Origin of the sequence: Pseudomonas sp. NFACC37-1, assembly GCF_900101575.1 — a bacterium.
Lineage (GTDB): Bacteria > Pseudomonadota > Gammaproteobacteria > Pseudomonadales > Pseudomonadaceae > Aquipseudomonas > Aquipseudomonas fluorescens_AA.
Genome location: NZ_FMUZ01000003.1, coordinates 180,890 through 195,497, shown reverse-complemented (window position 1 = coordinate 195,497; position 14,608 = coordinate 180,890). Strand labels below are relative to the sequence as shown.

Genomic DNA, 14,608 nt, shown 5'->3' with positions numbered 1-14,608 from the left:
GGAAATCTCTTATGCGGTACTGATGACGCGCCCCTGGTGATCCACCACCGGGCCGCTCAGGTGCACACCGGAAGCGTCGAGCCGAATGCCGACGGCGCCGACTTGCAATTCGATGGCCTCGGGTGTCATCGCCAACCGCGACGAGCCAATGTTCAACTGCAGGGCTTCACGAGAACCGCTGAACGCCGCCGGGCCGTTTTGCCAGTGCAGGACATGGCTGGCGTGGTCATAGCCGTTTTCCGTACCGTCCTGATAAAGACGACGCGTCAGCGAGGCCTGGGTCGAGACGGGCGGGAACTGACCGCCGTTGAGGCCGAACAACGCCACCGCCTGCCCGCCGCTCTCGCCGCCGCCATGGTTCAGCAACAGGCACTGCTCGCCCACGGACGGAATCCGCGACTCGCTCTGGGCGCCGGCGCTCGGGTTGAAAAAGCGGATCGCCGGTGTCAGCAACCCGCCATGGCTGACCTTGCAGGTGTTGCTGGCCGCATCGACTTCCTGGCAAACGCCGATGCGGCAGAAACTCTCCGCACGTCGATGCAGGTCTTCCAGCTCGGTTTCCATCTGTGCCAGACGCTCGATGATCGGCCCCAGATGCATCCGTAACAGCCCATCAAACATGGCTCAGCCCTCGAGTGCGGTGTATTGATCCGGGTCGTCGATGTTCGACACTTCCCAGGTGCGGGCAAATTTCGGGATACCCAACGGGTCCTCCAGCAGCGTCGGGCCGAGGTACAGGGTTTGGTTGAAGGCAAGGGTCCAGGCTGTGTACACCCGTGCTTCGTGGATGAGCGTGGATGCGATGCCATCGATCTCCGTGGGCAGATCGCATTGATCGCCCGACAGGCCCCAGCGGTTATCCACGACCAAGTGCTTCAATTCACCGGCCAGATCGCAGGCCTCCCAGCCTGGAACGGCCATGACCACTTGCAGGGAAACCGTCAGGACATGGGCGATACGCCCGTCATTGGCGCGGTTGCCTGACGCATCGCGTTCAATGGCAATCAGCACCCAGGGTTGGTCATCGGTGCCATCGAAATCCTGGGGGCTACCGACTTTCAAGGTGGGATAAGTGATGCGCAGCGTCTGGGCAATGGCGGCGAACAGCTGCGACGGTTTTTCGATAAGGACGGGCATTGATCGCCTCCTTGTGTATGGATCAGCGATGTGGGTTCACGGCTGGTCGGGAGGAAGGTCCCGCGGTGGCACTTCGCATACGCCGATCCGCTTGGCGACCCAGCGCTCGTAAAGACCGATCGCCACATCGGCACCGGCCATGGCGGTCAGGCAACCCAGCGCGCAAGCACTCCAGATCGACATACCGAGGGCATACAACAGCATGGTTGCCGAAACCCCGCAGACCACGCAGGCACCGGAGCGCAGCACCACGCGACGCAGCAACGGCCAGCCACGGGCGCCCTCCTTGTCAGCGCGCCACATCTCGCCGGACACCCCGCCCACCAGGGCGAGCACGATGACCAGCCAGATCGGCATGTCCAGCAACGCTTGTTGCTCGTTTGTCATGTCTCGTTTCCTGGGGAGTAAGGGTTTGAAGTTAAGGGGCCCAATCGCGCTTATCGAGTGATGAGCATGTCGATGCTGGTCGCGTCGCAGGAGTTGTTGGCCTTCCGGTCGATGACCAGATAAAGCGAAGACGTCGGCGTAACCGCTACGCTATTCAACATAAACGTAGTGCTGCCGCCGTTTGCCAGGCTTCCGGACTGGAGCACGGTGTCGCCCAGGTTGAGCGACCAGCCAATCCCATCCCCGCAGGCGTTATGCAGGTCGTTGACCCGACCCAGCACGTTGATGTTGCCGGTGACAGGACTGGCCCAGCGGAAGATGCTCTGGCTGTTGGTGCCGGGATGTGTGGCTACGTCGCCCTGCTTGAATACGAAACTGGTGCCTGAACCCGTGAAGGTGAAATTTGCGTTGGGAATGGAAATCCAGGCTCCCGTAGCATCGTCCCGCCAGCAGGTGGTTGGCTGGCCATTGCATGTCCCCGCCTTGAACGTAGGAAAGAGCGTGTAGTTAGCCGAGACATTCCCCCCCGATTTGTTTTGCATGAATGACCATGGCGAACCGGCCGGTGCGGCTTCGATCATCAGGTACATGTCCCGGGCCAAGTTCCACGACATGGCCGTATCAGCCCAAGTGTTCAGGGATACGAAGGACGACAGAAACGCAGTCGCCAGTAGGATTTTTTTGAGTAATTTCATTTTTCTTACCTCGATGGATGTCATTGAGTACGGAGTGCAGGGTCTATTCCGCACGCTGTTCGCTCGCCGGCGTTCACTCGAGGCTCAACGGCCTTCACATGATTCAACGTCCCACACCGGGAACATTTGATCTGGAGTTCGGTGTTCTCGCCCACGCGGGCCAGAAGTCGTTTGCAGTGACCGCATCTGAAATTCTTCAGCATTGAAAGCCCTCCATTGGCGGTGGTGATGTGTTTGAACGCACCTCACGGTGCAGGCATTCCAAAAAGCCCGGTTGCCCAGGCTTTTCAGTAATGCGCTTGATCTTTCGGCGCGACTGGCGCGGTACGGATCCATTCAAATTGTTCCTCCGGCCGCGGTCCCTGCCCGCCGGATAACTGCTTCTGGTGCTTTACGCTGCACACCCGGGTCAGTTGCCAACCCTCTGAACCGTTAAGGCCGGTTCATCGCTGCCTGTTGGTGGAACTAAAGAGCTTCGTTGCCAGCCACTTTGTCGAGCGGCTTGGACACAGAATATGCATGGATGCATATACAGTCAATGCACAAACGCATTTATTTATGCGCAGAGAATGCGTAAATGCATGTAGCCTTTGCAAATACGGGGTTGCGGGTTTTCGGGAGGCGAAAAAAAACCCGCACGGCGGCGGGTTTTATCTGACAGCGGAGGGGTTAACGGGCGTACATGCCCCACCAGAAGACGTGACCGAGGATGACGATTTGCTCGTCCTGCATTTCCTGGAACGTGTAGTCCTCGTCCGGATGTTCGTCGCGGTTGAAGCTGCGCAGGCGGATGCCGGTGGGCAGGCGATAAAGCTGCTTCACCCGCAGTTGGCCGTTGTGATTGATGGCGTAGAGGTCACCATCGACGATGTCGCCGATCCCGCATTTGCCTGCGTTCACCCCGACCGTGGCACCGTCGCGCAGCACCGGCAACATGCTGTTGCCGCGCACCGTCACGCACTTGGCCTGGTCGAACTGCACGCCGTTATGCCGCAGGCTGCGCTTGCCGAAGCGCAGGCTTGAGCGCTCGCTTTCCTCGATGACGAATCTTCCTGATCCAGCAGCCAATTCAACCTCGCGCAGAAAAGGGACCGACACTTCGTCTTCTTCGACGGGTGTTTCGTCGTCCCACAGGCTTATGTCCTTGAGTTCGGAATGCGGCTCATCGCGGCGGGCATTGCCGGCGGGCACAACGTCCGCGCGCCCGCGCAACTGGTCGGTGCTCACCGCGAAGTACTCGGCGATCTTCGAGATGTGTTTATCCGAAGGATCGACGATCTTGCCGCTGAGGATCCGCGAGAGAGTGGACTGAGGCACGCCGGTACGCCGGTGAAGCTCCGTGGGGGAGATCCCGTGCTGATCGAGCAATGCTCTTAATACGGTAGAAACGTTGCGTTTTTGCATAACGCGCATAGTGCTTGTTCTTTTCGCAGAAGACAAATGCTGTTTTGCATAAGCATGCATATGAATGAACAAATCACCGCCTCAAGGTCAGTTGATCGTTCCCACGCTCTGCGTGGGAATGCATCCCGTGACGCTCTGCGTCACCTTCCAGAAGCGGAACGCGGAGCGTCCCTGGCGGCATTCCCACGCGGAGCGTGGGAACGATCCGCTGGGTATCAGGCCGATTGCGTTCTATCCAATCCTTGGATGAGGAATTTCCCCTACAACCTCTTGGGAAATCCCTCGATCCGCTTCCTTCAAATGTGCGACACCAGGCTACATCGCCTTGCGCCTCTGCCTACGACTGCGCCAGAATCCGCCGGCTTGTCCACCTTGGATCCCATCGGTACTTTGGACTCGTCACTGCCCATCAGTGATCGGGTTTAGTAGCTCGATATCCAAGATGTTCATTGCTCCATTCAGTCAGGTACTCCTGAACTCAATGGTGGCTGTGCGCAGGGCGCCTTCGGGTGCGCCGGTTTCTTGGATCCCCGGTCTACTAACCTGCGTACAGCTGCCACCCACTTCGTTTAGTAGCGAATGAGTGGTGGCTCAACTTCAAGGATCCATAGAATGCCGAAGAACACTCCAAATCCCCCAGACGATCACGTCTCCCGCAACACCAAGAAACTCGATGACGCGGCCACCCGCGCCCTGGACTATTACCTCAAGCCGAAAGCCGACAAAGACACCTCTGACACACCCGACACCCTTTTCATCATCGCCCCCGACATCGACGCCGAATGCCTGCTCGCCAACCTCAGCGAAACCCTGGCCTCGGCCAATGCGATGGTCAGCGACCTGGCATTCGACCTGGAGGGCTCACGACGACATATCGCGCTGGGGGTTCAGCAGATGATTGAGTTGGGACAGTTGTTGGCGAATCGGGCATTGGATGTGGTTGAGCCGAGTTAGGCGTTTTTGATCGTTCCCACGCTCTGCGTGGGAATGCATCCCGTGACGCTCTGCGTCACCCTCCAGAAGCGGAACGCGGAGCGTCCCTGGCGGCATTCCCACGCGGAGCGTGGGAACGATCCACTGGGTATCAGGCCGATTGCGTTCTATCCAATCCTTGGATGGGGAATTTCCCCTACAACCTCTTGAGAAATCCCTCGATCGCGTCCTTCAATTTGCGTCACCAGGCTACATCGCCTTGCGCCTCTGCCTACGACGGCCCCAGAATCCGCCGGCTTGTCCACCTTGGACCCCATCTGTACTTTGGTTCTCGTCACTGCCCATCAGTGATCGGGTTTAGTAGCTCGGTATCCAAGATGTTCATTGCTCCGTTCAGTTAGGTATTCCTGCACTCAATGGTAGTTGTGCGCAGGGCGCCCTCGGGCGCGCCGGGTCCTTGGATCCCCGGTCGACTAACCTGCGTACAGCCGCCGCCCTCGTTTAGTCGCGAGTGAGCGCTTCGCGCTGGAGCGCCAATGAACAGCCATCTGGAGCGCACTATGATTTCGATCAAGCAAGGCTTGCCCAAAGGAGCCAAACGCCTCTTTGCTGATTTCATTCGTAACGCAAAATCGAAGGAAAAGAAGCGTGTTTACCGCATGGTATTGGCTGAGGCTACCAAGCAGCAGAATCTGGTGATGATGCAAGCCGAAGTAAAACGAGCCTGATCTCCAGGTTCAAGAGAGCCCGAGCAAGTGTCGTAATGCCGTCCAACATTTTCCTCGACTGTCGTGCCGCCTTCGCGAGCAAGCCCGCTCCCACAGGGGAAACGCGGTCCCACCAAGAACCAGGTCGGCTATCAGGCCGCCTCGCGGTGGACGTTGATCTCGGCGCCCCATTAACCACGTTGGCTGAACGAAGGTATTGCGCAGTGGGCCCACGGAGCAATGCCTTCGTTCAGGCATGCCGAGCCTAGGCGAGGCACCGAGTGGTGGGGCATAAAGCGTTTTGCTTACTTTTGCGCTTCTCAAAAGTGAGCCGCCGTAAGGGCGGAACCATAAGTAGCCGTTACCGCAGCAACGGATATACACACAATCCCAAACGCTGGGTAGCACCAGACCACCCATGTTAACCTTGCGCCCATCGCGGAAAAGCCGGGCCAATGCCCCTCCTTTTGCCCCACACCTTTCAACGAGCTTGCCTGACACCCCATGAATACAGCCGTGAACGACCTGTCCTCCCACACGCCCATGATGCAGCAATACTGGCGCCTGAAGAACCAGCACCCTGACCAGCTGATGTTCTACCGCATGGGCGACTTCTACGAGATCTTCTACGAGGATGCGAAGAAGGCTGCCAAGCTGTTGGACATTACCCTGACGGCGCGTGGGCAATCGGCGGGCATGGCGATTCCGATGTGTGGGATTCCTTACCACGCGGCGGAAGGTTACCTGGCGAAACTGGTCAAGCTCGGCGAATCCGTGGTGATTTGCGAGCAAGTCGGCGACCCGGCCACCAGCAAGGGCCCCGTGGAACGCCAAGTCGTGCGGATCATCACCCCGGGTACGGTCAGTGACGAGGCCTTGCTGGATGAACGCCGGGATAACCTGATCGCCGCGGTGCTGGGGGATGAACGCCTGTTCGGCCTGGCGGTGCTGGACATCACCAGCGGCAATTTCTCGGTGCTGGAAATCAAGGGCTGGGAAAACCTGCTGGCGGAGCTGGAGCGGGTCAACCCGGTGGAGCTGTTGATCCCGGATGACTGGCCCAAAGACTTGCCGGCGGAAAAACGCCGTGGCGTGCGGCGTCGGGCACCGTGGGATTTCGAGCGCGACTCGGCGCTGAAAAGCCTCTGCCAACAGTTTTCCACCCAGGACCTCAAGGGCTTCGGCTGCGAGAACCTGACCCTGGCCATTGGCGCGGCCGGTTGCCTGCTGGCCTACGCCAAGGAAACCCAGCGCACCGCCCTGCCCCACTTGCGCAGCCTGCGTCACGAACGCCTGGATGACACCGTGGTGCTGGACGGCGCGAGCCGCCGCAACCTGGAACTGGACACCAACCTGGCCGGCGGGCGCGACAATACCCTGCAATCGGTGGTCGATCGCTGCCAGACCGCCATGGGCAGCCGCCTGCTGACGCGCTGGTTGAATCGGCCGCTGCGGGACCTGACCGTGCTGCTGGCGCGCCAGACCTCCATTACCTGCCTGCTGGATCGTTATCGCTTCGAGCAGTTGCAACCGCAGCTCAAGGAAATCGGTGACATCGAGCGCATCCTCGCCCGTATCGGCCTGCGCAACGCCCGTCCCCGTGACTTGGCGCGCCTGCGCGATGCCCTCGGTGCCTTGCCCGAGCTGCAAGTGGCGATGACCGACCTCGAAGCGCCGCACCTGCAGCAACTGGCGCGCACCACCAGCACCTACCCGGAACTGGCCGCGCTGCTGGATAAAGCCATCATCGACAACCCGCCGGCGGTGATCCGCGACGGTGGCGTGCTGAAAACCGGCTACGACGCCGAACTCGACGAGTTGCAGTCACTGAGCGAAAACGCCGGCCAGTTCCTGATCGACCTCGAAGCCCGGGAAAAAGCCCGCACCGGCCTGGCCAACCTCAAGGTCGGCTACAACCGCATCCACGGCTACTTCATCGAGCTGCCGAGCAAGCAGGCCGAGCAAGCCCCGGCCGATTATGTTCGTCGCCAGACCCTCAAGGGCGCCGAGCGTTTCATCACCCCGGAACTCAAGGCGTTCGAAGACAAGGCGCTGTCAGCCAAGAGCCGCGCCCTGGCCCGGGAAAAGATGCTCTACGAAGCATTGCTCGAGGACCTGATCAGCCAACTGCCACCGTTGCAGGACACCGCCTGTGCCTTGGCGGAACTGGACGTGCTGAGCAACCTGGCCGAACGCGCGCTGAACCTGGACCTGAATTGCCCGCGCTTCGTCAGCGAACCGTGCATGCGCATCAGCCAGGGCCGTCACCCGGTGGTCGAGCAGGTACTGACTACGCCGTTCGTGGCCAACGACCTGAGCCTGGACGACAACACCCGCATGCTGGTGATCACCGGTCCGAACATGGGCGGTAAATCCACCTACATGCGCCAGACCGCACTGATCGTGCTGTTGGCCCACATCGGCAGTTTCGTCCCGGCGGCCAGTTGCGAATTGTCCCTGGTGGACCGCATTTTCACCCGGATCGGTTCTAGCGACGACCTGGCCGGTGGGCGTTCGACCTTCATGGTGGAGATGAGCGAAACCGCGAACATACTGCACAACGCCACCGAACGCAGCCTGGTGCTGATGGACGAAGTCGGACGTGGCACCAGCACCTTCGACGGCCTGTCCCTGGCCTGGGCGGCGGCCGAACGGTTGGCGCACCTGCGGGCCTACACGCTGTTCGCCACCCACTACTTCGAACTCACCGTATTGCCGGAAAGCCAGCCGCTGGTGGCCAACGTGCACCTCAACGCCACCGAGCACAACGAGCGTATCGTGTTCCTGCACCATGTGCTGCCCGGCCCGGCCAGCCAGAGCTACGGCCTGGCAGTGGCGCAATTGGCCGGCGTACCGAGCGAAGTGATCAGCCGTGCCCGTGAGCACCTGAGCCGCCTGGAAACCACCAGCCTGCCCCACGAAGCGCCACGCCCGACCAAGGGCAAACCGGCCGCACCGCAGCAAAGCGATCTGTTCGCCAGCCTGCCACATCCGGTGCTCGACGAGCTGGCCAAACTCGATCTGGACGACCTGACCCCACGCCGGGCGCTGGATTTACTCTATACATTGAAGACACGGATCTAACGCACAGGCTTTCAAGCTGTTAGAATCTCGCGCGGTTTGGGATGCTGCGGGCTTTTAGCCTGGTTCGCAGACTATCGCTCCCAAACCTTGCGAGCCCACCGTGAAGGGTCTTCGCTGCCGCCGCCTGAGGAGAGAATTAGAAATGACCTTCGTCGTCACCGACAACTGCATCAAGTGCAAGTACACCGATTGTGTAGAAGTCTGTCCGGTGGACTGCTTCTACGAAGGCCCGAACTTCCTGGTCATTCACCCGGACGAGTGCATCGACTGCGCCCTGTGTGAACCGGAATGCCCGGCGAATGCCATCTTTTCGGAAGACGAAGTGCCGGCCGGCATGGAGAACTTCATCGAGCTGAACGCCGAACTGGCGGACATCTGGCCGAACATCACCGAGAAGAAAGACGCTCTGCCGGACGCTGAAGAGTGGGATGGCAAGACTGGCAAGATCGCAGACCTGGAACGCTGATTACCCATCGTTCGCTGAAAAGGCCCCTTGCGGGCCTTTTTGCTTTTCCGGGTTCAAGAAATCGCAGGCAAAAAAAGGGGCGGTTTGACCCGCCCACATTTTTTCCCTAATCCCTTTAATCCTATTCATCGTCCTGATGAATCGCGTCCTGCGATGTCCTTCCTTCCCATCATCCTTGACGGGTGTGTCTGTCCGTCGACACAGGACTGATATTAGTATTTTCCCAGGCGAGTGCAACGCGGCTGATACAGGTGGCTTGCTTTGTAACGTTTCGTTCATCAACAAATTTTCCTTATAAATCATATAAATAAGAAAATATCACGGCGTTTATAGCGGTCTGTCCCGCCAATGAGAAACCGATCACTTACGCAACACTAGGCAAAGGCTTACACGCTGAATCTATAAATAGAGAAGGCGTAGAAACGCACTCTGGTGGCGAGGGGATTTAGCGAAACGTCGCACCGCCCCGTGGGACTGCGTAGAGTCTCAAATTATTGAATTGAACGCCGCGGTTTCTGTTTCAGGGCCGCTTCGCGCCCCAACGGGGATAAATCCCCTCGCCACAAGAGTGCATCACATAGCGTAGTGCTCAATACATCTGCCCAAACACGGAAAAGCCCCGAACCAGTCGGGGCTTTTCTTGCTGCGCTGCACTCGGGTTATTGAAACAGCGACTCACTCGACAGGCCATTCTTCTCCAGTATCTCCCGGAGACGCTTGAGGCCTTCCACCTGGATCTGCCTGACCCGTTCACGGGTCAAACCAATCTCCAGGCCTACATCTTCAAGGGTGCTGCTTTCATGCCCCCGCAAGCCGAAGCGGCGGATCACCACTTCCCGTTGCTTGTCGGTCAGCTCCGAAAGCCACTGGTCGATGCTCTGGGACAGGTCATCGTCCTGCAACAGCTCGCATGGATCGGTAGGTCGATCATCGGTGAGGGTGTCCAGCAAGGTTTTATCCGAGTCCGGCCCCAGGGAAACGTCCACCGAGGAGACCCGCTCGTTGAGCCCAAGCATGCGCTTGACCTCACCCACCGGTTTTTCCAGCAGGTTGGCGATTTCCTCGGGTGACGGTTCATGGTCGAGTTTCTGGGTCAACTCGCGGGCGGCCCGCAGGTAGACGTTCAGTTCCTTGACCACATGAATCGGCAACCGGATCGTCCGGGTCTGGTTCATGATCGCCCGTTCGATGGTCTGGCGGATCCACCAGGTCGCGTAGGTCGAGAAGCGGAAGCCGCGCTCGGGGTCGAATTTCTCGACGGCGCGAATCAGGCCCAGGTTGCCCTCTTCGATCAGATCCAGCAGCGAAAGCCCACGATTGACGTAGCGTCGGGCGATTTTCACCACCAGGCGCAAGTTGCTTTCAATCATGCGTTTTCGACCGGCTGGGTCGCCACTTTGCGACAGCCGCGCAAAATGAACTTCTTCCTCGGGGGAGAGCAGTGGCGAGAAACCGATTTCATTGAGGTACAACTGGGTGGCGTCGAGCGCCCGGGTGTAATCGATGTACTTATGTTGTTTAAGTGAAGCGGAGTGTCTGGATTTGGCACGAACGGAAGGTGGAGTCGCCCCTTCATCATTCGACATCGAATCCATAGCGATGCCGGTCTCCATAAGGAGAACCTCATCGTCGATGTCAAACTCCGGCACTTCTTTACTGAGAGCCATTGTTATAGTCCTTTGGTGAGTTCGACCTCAAGCTCAAGCGACGCCTTTATCCTTGGCAACGCTGGAGCCTGTTCCCTCTACGTGACGGAACAGGCTGACAATCAAATCAACGACGTGGCAGGAATTGCAGCGGATCGACTGGTTTACCTTGTCGGCGAATCTCAAAGTGCAGTTTCACCCGGTCCGTTCCCGTTGATCCCATTTCGGCAATTGTCTGTCCGACCTTGACCTGCTGCCCCTCCCGAACCAACAGCCTGCGGTTGTGACCGTAGGCACTGACGTAGGTATCGCTGTGTTTGATGATCACGAGTTCGCCGTAGCCCCTCAAACCACTCCCGGCGTACACAACCGTGCCATCAGACGCGGCTAAAACAGGCTGTCCCAAATCCCCGGCGATATCAATTCCTTTATTCAAACTACCGTTTGAAGAGAATTTTCCAATGAGAACGCCATTAGAAGGCCATCCCCAGCCAGTCGGGGCGGGACCCGCAGGAGGCATCGGAGCAGGGGCCGGTTTGCTCGCGACGGACGGTATTACCGCTGTCCCAGACCCCGCCGGCCGGCGAATGACGGTGGTTTTGCTCGACGACGAAGCCGTCGAACCGGACTGTGTCACCACCGCTGTAGGCGTTGAAGCGCTACGGCCATCGAAGCGAATCGTCTGACCGGGGTGAATCGTATAAGGCGCAGGAATGTTGTTGCGTGCCGCGAGGGCCTTGTAGTCCCAGCCGTAGCGAAAAGCGATGGAAAACAGCGTATCGCCGCGACGGACTACATATTGGCCGGTCGTTACCGTAGGACGTTGAGGTGTTGCGCTGTTGCGATCGACAACCCGGACATTGCTCGACGGCGTACTGGAACAACCGACCAGCAAAGTGCTCAAGACAAGGCCAGTCACCAGGCGCTGAAAGCTCGTGATACCCATACGCTGCGCAATGACTGTGAGACTCACCCGCCGCTCCCTTTGTGGTGGCTGAAAAATTGGAGGCTGCCTGTCCAGGCAGCGTTCATACAAATATAGCTGGCAACGACTGCGCTTCTATTAATGAAGCGCAACGCGCCGCCGCACACGTTTGCTCGACGCCATTGGGCTCTGTTCAGCGAATCGGTGCCGCTGTAAGACACAGGCGTGGCCACGGAATTCAGCGTCTGTTTATAAATGCTCAGGCCAACGGTCCATTGAGCAACGGCACGAACCGTACCGCTCCCAGGACGTGTCGCGAAAAACCGTGTTCTTCGCGCACGATCAGCATCAATTGCTGGACTTCACCGGCGCCCACGGGAATGACCAGCCGTCCACCTGGGGCGAGCTGATCCAGCAGGGCCTGGGGCACGTCGGTGGCCACCGCGGTCACGATGATGCCGTTGTAGGGCGCCAAGGCCGGCCACCCTTCCCAGCCATCGCCCCAACGAAACACCACGTTGCGCAGGTTCAGCTCCACCAGGCGTTCCTTGGCGCGATCCTGCAGCACCTTGATCCGCTCGACGGAAAACACCCGCTCGACCAGTTGCGACAACACCGCCGTCTGGTAACCCGAACCGGTACCGATCTCCAGCACCTTGTCCAGCGGCCCGGCCTCAAGCAGCAACTCGCTCATGCGGGCAACCATGTAAGGCTGGGAAATGGTCTGGTTGTGGCCGATGGGCAACGCCGTGTCTTCATAGGCGCGATGGGCCAGGGCTTCATCGACGAACAGGTGCCGCGGCGTGCGGCGAATCACCTCCAATACCTGGGCGTTGGACAGCCCCTCTTCATAGAGACGCTGGATCAATCGTTCACGGGTGCGCTGGGAAGTCATGCCAATCCCGCGGCGCATCATATCGTCTTGCTCGCGAGCCATCAGCGCAGCCCCTCCAGCCAGCCATCGAGACTTCGAAAGGCGTCATTGAAGGTGCGGTCCAACTGCAACGGCGTGATCGAGACATAACCTTGCATCACCGCATGGAAGTCGGTGCCCGGCCCGCCGTCCTCGGCATCCCCGGCGGCGGCGATCCAGTAGCCGGCCTTGCCGCGTGGGTCGACCACGTGCATGGGCCTGGCAGCGCGGGCGCGGTGGCCCAGGCGCGTGAGCTGGATGCCACGGATATGATCGAGCGGCAGATTCGGGATATTCACGTTCAGCACCGTACGTGGCGGCAGGTCCAGCGCACCATGGGCTTCGACCAATTTACGGGCGAAGTAGGCGGCGGTCGGCAAATTGTCGACCTGGCGTGAAACAAAGGAAAAGGCGAACGACGTGTTTCCCAGGAAGCGACCTTCCAGGGCAGCAGCGACTGTCCCGGAATAAAGCACGTCATCCCCCAGGTTGGCGCCCAGGTTGATGCCCGACACCACCATGTCCGGTGCTCGTTCCAGCAACCCGTTGATACCCAGGTGCACGCAATCGGTCGGGGTGCCGTTGAGGCTGATGAAACCGTTATCCAGATAGCAGGGGTGCAACGGACGGTCGAGCGTCAGCGAGCTGCTGGCGCCGCTTTTGTCCTGGTCCGGAGCGATGACCACGCACTCGGCAAAATCCGCCAGCGCAGCATAAAGCGCGGCAAGACCGGGTGCTGTCACCCCGTCGTCGTTAGAAATCAGAATACGCATGGGCTGTCCGTCTGCCCCACCGGCACCAGATCGACGAGTTCGCGCACCAAGACAGTGGCGAAACATCCGGCCGGCAGGACGAATTCCAATTGCAGAATGTCAGGCTGGGGATAATGCCACGACAGCCCGCCAATGGGCAGTCGCAGGATGCGACGTTCGTGACTCATTCCCGCGTTTATCAACCAGTCCCGCAGATCGGCCTCGCCCTCGGCGATGGCCTGTTCCAACTCGAAGGTTGCGCCGGCGGCAGGCGATGGTCCCTCGCCCCACTGCGGCCCGGTCGGGTGCAGATCGAGGATCGCCAGGCGTGGATCGCTGCATTCAGCCTCACCGGCGGGGAAGAAACTGCGGCTGTCGGTGAAGGCCAGCAAGTCGCCGACCTGCGCTTGTTGCCAGGTGCCATCGGCGACCCGCGCCGCCAGCACCCGGTTGAACAGGAAGCTGCGGGCGGTGGACAACAGCCGCGAGCGCACATTGCGCTGTTCCGGCAAGGCCTTGCGCGCGGCCCAGGCACGGGCATCGACGACATTGCCGCCGTCATGGCCGAAGCGCTGGGCACCAAAATAATTGGGGATGCCCTGGCGGACAATCTGTTGCAGACGTGCGTCGATCGCCGTCGTGTCGCCCTTGAATTGGGTCAGGCGCAAGGTGAAACCGTTGGCCGAGTGCGCGCCACGTTGCAGCTTGCGCCTGTGACGTGCGGTCTTGAGGATCTTCAGCGTGTCGTTCTGTGCCGCCGACAGATCCGGATCGGCCTTGCCCGGCAGTTGGACGCTGAACCACTGGCGGGTCAGGGCCTGGCGGTCCTTGAGCCCGGCGTAGCTGACGGTGCGCAACGGCACGCCGGCGGCCTTGGCGATGCGCCGGGCGGCCTCTTCAGTGTTCAGGCCGCGCTTTTCCACCCAGATCCACAAATGCTCGCCATCGCCCGTCAATGGGATATCGAGCACTTCGTCGACCTGGAAATCTTCAGCGGTGGCCTTGAGGACCGCGCTGCCCAACGATGGGCCGTAGGCCCGCGGCCCCAACAGTTCCAGTTCGGTCATGGGCGCAGCAACAAGGCAACGGAATGGACGGCAATGCCTTCTTCACGGCCGACGAAACCAAGCTTCTCGGTGGTGGTGGCTTTCACGTTCACTTGGTCCAGCTCAACTTGAAGATCCTCGGCGATCAACTGGCGCATCGCTTCGATGTGCGGAGCCATTTTGGGGGCCTGGGCAACGATGGTGTTATCGACATTGCCGACTTTCCAGCCCTTGGCATGGATCAGCGCGACCACATGGCGCAGCAGCACGCGGCTGTCGGCGCCTTTGAATTGCGGGTCGGTGTCGGGGAAGTGCTTGCCGATGTCACCCAGCGCCGCGGCGCCGAGCAAGGCATCGCTCAAGGCATGCAGCAGGACATCACCGTCAGAATGCGCGAGCAGCCCGAAGCCGTGTGCGATCCGCACGCCGCCCAGAGTAATGAAGTCGCCTTCAGCGAAACGGTGAACATCGTAGCCGTGGCCAATACGCATAAAAAAACGCCCCGATTTTTGT

Annotated in this window: 16 protein-coding genes; 4 read left to right on the top strand and 12 right to left on the bottom strand. The window is 59.8% G+C overall.

The window, feature by feature from the left end; all coding sequences use genetic code 11:
• Window positions 1–9 precede the first annotated feature (9 nt).
• From BLP82_RS05325 to BLP82_RS05300, 6 genes are all read right to left on the bottom strand, one after another.
• A complete protein-coding gene (locus BLP82_RS05325) occupies window positions 10–621 on the bottom strand; it encodes a phage baseplate assembly protein V (protein WP_092165881.1) in 612 nt (203 codons plus the stop codon).
• A gap of 3 nt (window positions 622–624) precedes the next feature.
• The gene (locus BLP82_RS05320) at window positions 625–1,137 is read right to left on the bottom strand and encodes a hypothetical protein (RefSeq protein WP_092165880.1); all 513 of its coding nucleotides are present in this window, start codon (window positions 1,135–1,137) and stop codon (window positions 625–627) included.
• A gap of 36 nt (window positions 1,138–1,173) precedes the next feature.
• Window positions 1,174–1,524 (bottom strand): phage holin family protein, encoded by a 351-nt coding sequence (locus tag BLP82_RS05315; RefSeq protein ID WP_025212143.1) that lies wholly within the window; start codon window positions 1,522–1,524, stop codon window positions 1,174–1,176.
• Between the two features lie 50 nt (window positions 1,525–1,574).
• Entirely contained in the window at window positions 1,575–2,219 is a 645-nt protein-coding gene (locus tag BLP82_RS05310) for a hypothetical protein (RefSeq protein WP_092165879.1), read from the bottom strand.
• Window positions 2,220–2,239: 20 nt separating this feature from the next.
• Window positions 2,240–2,422 (bottom strand): Com family DNA-binding transcriptional regulator, encoded by a 183-nt coding sequence (locus tag BLP82_RS05305; protein WP_092165878.1) that lies wholly within the window; start codon window positions 2,420–2,422, stop codon window positions 2,240–2,242.
• Between the two features lie 466 nt (window positions 2,423–2,888).
• Window positions 2,889–3,623 carry a LexA family transcriptional regulator gene (locus tag BLP82_RS05300; RefSeq protein ID WP_003198297.1) on the bottom strand — a complete coding sequence of 245 codons (735 nt, stop codon included), beginning with the start codon at window positions 3,621–3,623 and terminating at the stop codon, window positions 2,889–2,891.
• A 612-nt stretch (window positions 3,624–4,235) separates the two neighbouring features.
• Here BLP82_RS05300 and BLP82_RS05290 point away from each other — a divergent pair.
• The 4 genes from BLP82_RS05290 (at window position 4,236) to fdxA (ending at window position 8,813) form a co-directional block, all read left to right on the top strand.
• Window positions 4,236–4,577, top strand: coding sequence for a DUF6124 family protein (locus tag BLP82_RS05290; RefSeq protein ID WP_092165876.1), 342 nt, complete (start codon window positions 4,236–4,238; stop codon window positions 4,575–4,577).
• Window positions 4,578–5,092: 515 nt separating this feature from the next.
• Window positions 5,093–5,284, top strand: a complete 192-nt coding sequence (locus tag BLP82_RS05285) for a hypothetical protein (protein ID WP_092165875.1) — start codon at window positions 5,093–5,095, stop codon at window positions 5,282–5,284.
• A 495-nt stretch (window positions 5,285–5,779) separates the two neighbouring features.
• Complete coding sequence (mutS, locus tag BLP82_RS05280) at window positions 5,780–8,347, top strand: DNA mismatch repair protein MutS (protein WP_170842275.1); 2,568 nt, start codon at window positions 5,780–5,782, stop codon at window positions 8,345–8,347.
• Window positions 8,348–8,489: 142 nt separating this feature from the next.
• Window positions 8,490–8,813: a ferredoxin FdxA gene (gene fdxA, locus BLP82_RS05275; RefSeq protein WP_030139464.1), complete on the top strand. Its 324-nt coding sequence runs from the start codon at window positions 8,490–8,492 to the stop codon at window positions 8,811–8,813.
• 659 nt (window positions 8,814–9,472) lie between these two features.
• Here the strand turns inward: fdxA and rpoS are convergent.
• From rpoS to ispF, 6 genes are all read right to left on the bottom strand, one after another.
• On the bottom strand, window positions 9,473–10,480 hold the full coding sequence (gene rpoS / locus BLP82_RS05270; protein ID WP_047227588.1) for an RNA polymerase sigma factor RpoS: 1,008 nt from the start codon (window positions 10,478–10,480) through the stop codon (window positions 9,473–9,475).
• A gap of 106 nt (window positions 10,481–10,586) precedes the next feature.
• The gene (locus BLP82_RS05265) at window positions 10,587–11,432 is read right to left on the bottom strand and encodes a peptidoglycan DD-metalloendopeptidase family protein (protein WP_092165872.1); all 846 of its coding nucleotides are present in this window, start codon (window positions 11,430–11,432) and stop codon (window positions 10,587–10,589) included.
• A 211-nt stretch (window positions 11,433–11,643) separates the two neighbouring features.
• Entirely contained in the window at window positions 11,644–12,279 is a 636-nt protein-coding gene (locus tag BLP82_RS05260; RefSeq protein WP_161796107.1) for a protein-L-isoaspartate(D-aspartate) O-methyltransferase, read from the bottom strand.
• Window positions 12,280–12,320: 41 nt separating this feature from the next.
• A complete protein-coding gene (gene surE / locus BLP82_RS05255) occupies window positions 12,321–13,070 on the bottom strand; it encodes a 5'/3'-nucleotidase SurE (protein WP_092165870.1) in 750 nt (249 codons plus the stop codon).
• Entirely contained in the window at window positions 13,058–14,116 is a 1,059-nt protein-coding gene (gene truD / locus BLP82_RS05250; RefSeq protein ID WP_092165866.1) for a tRNA pseudouridine(13) synthase TruD, read from the bottom strand. Before truD ends, surE begins: the two co-directional genes overlap by 13 nt.
• The gene (ispF, locus tag BLP82_RS05245) at window positions 14,113–14,586 is read right to left on the bottom strand and encodes a 2-C-methyl-D-erythritol 2,4-cyclodiphosphate synthase (protein WP_057451684.1); all 474 of its coding nucleotides are present in this window, start codon (window positions 14,584–14,586) and stop codon (window positions 14,113–14,115) included. The genes truD and ispF overlap by 4 nt, the downstream gene beginning before the upstream one ends.
• Window positions 14,587–14,608: the final 22 nt, after the last annotated feature.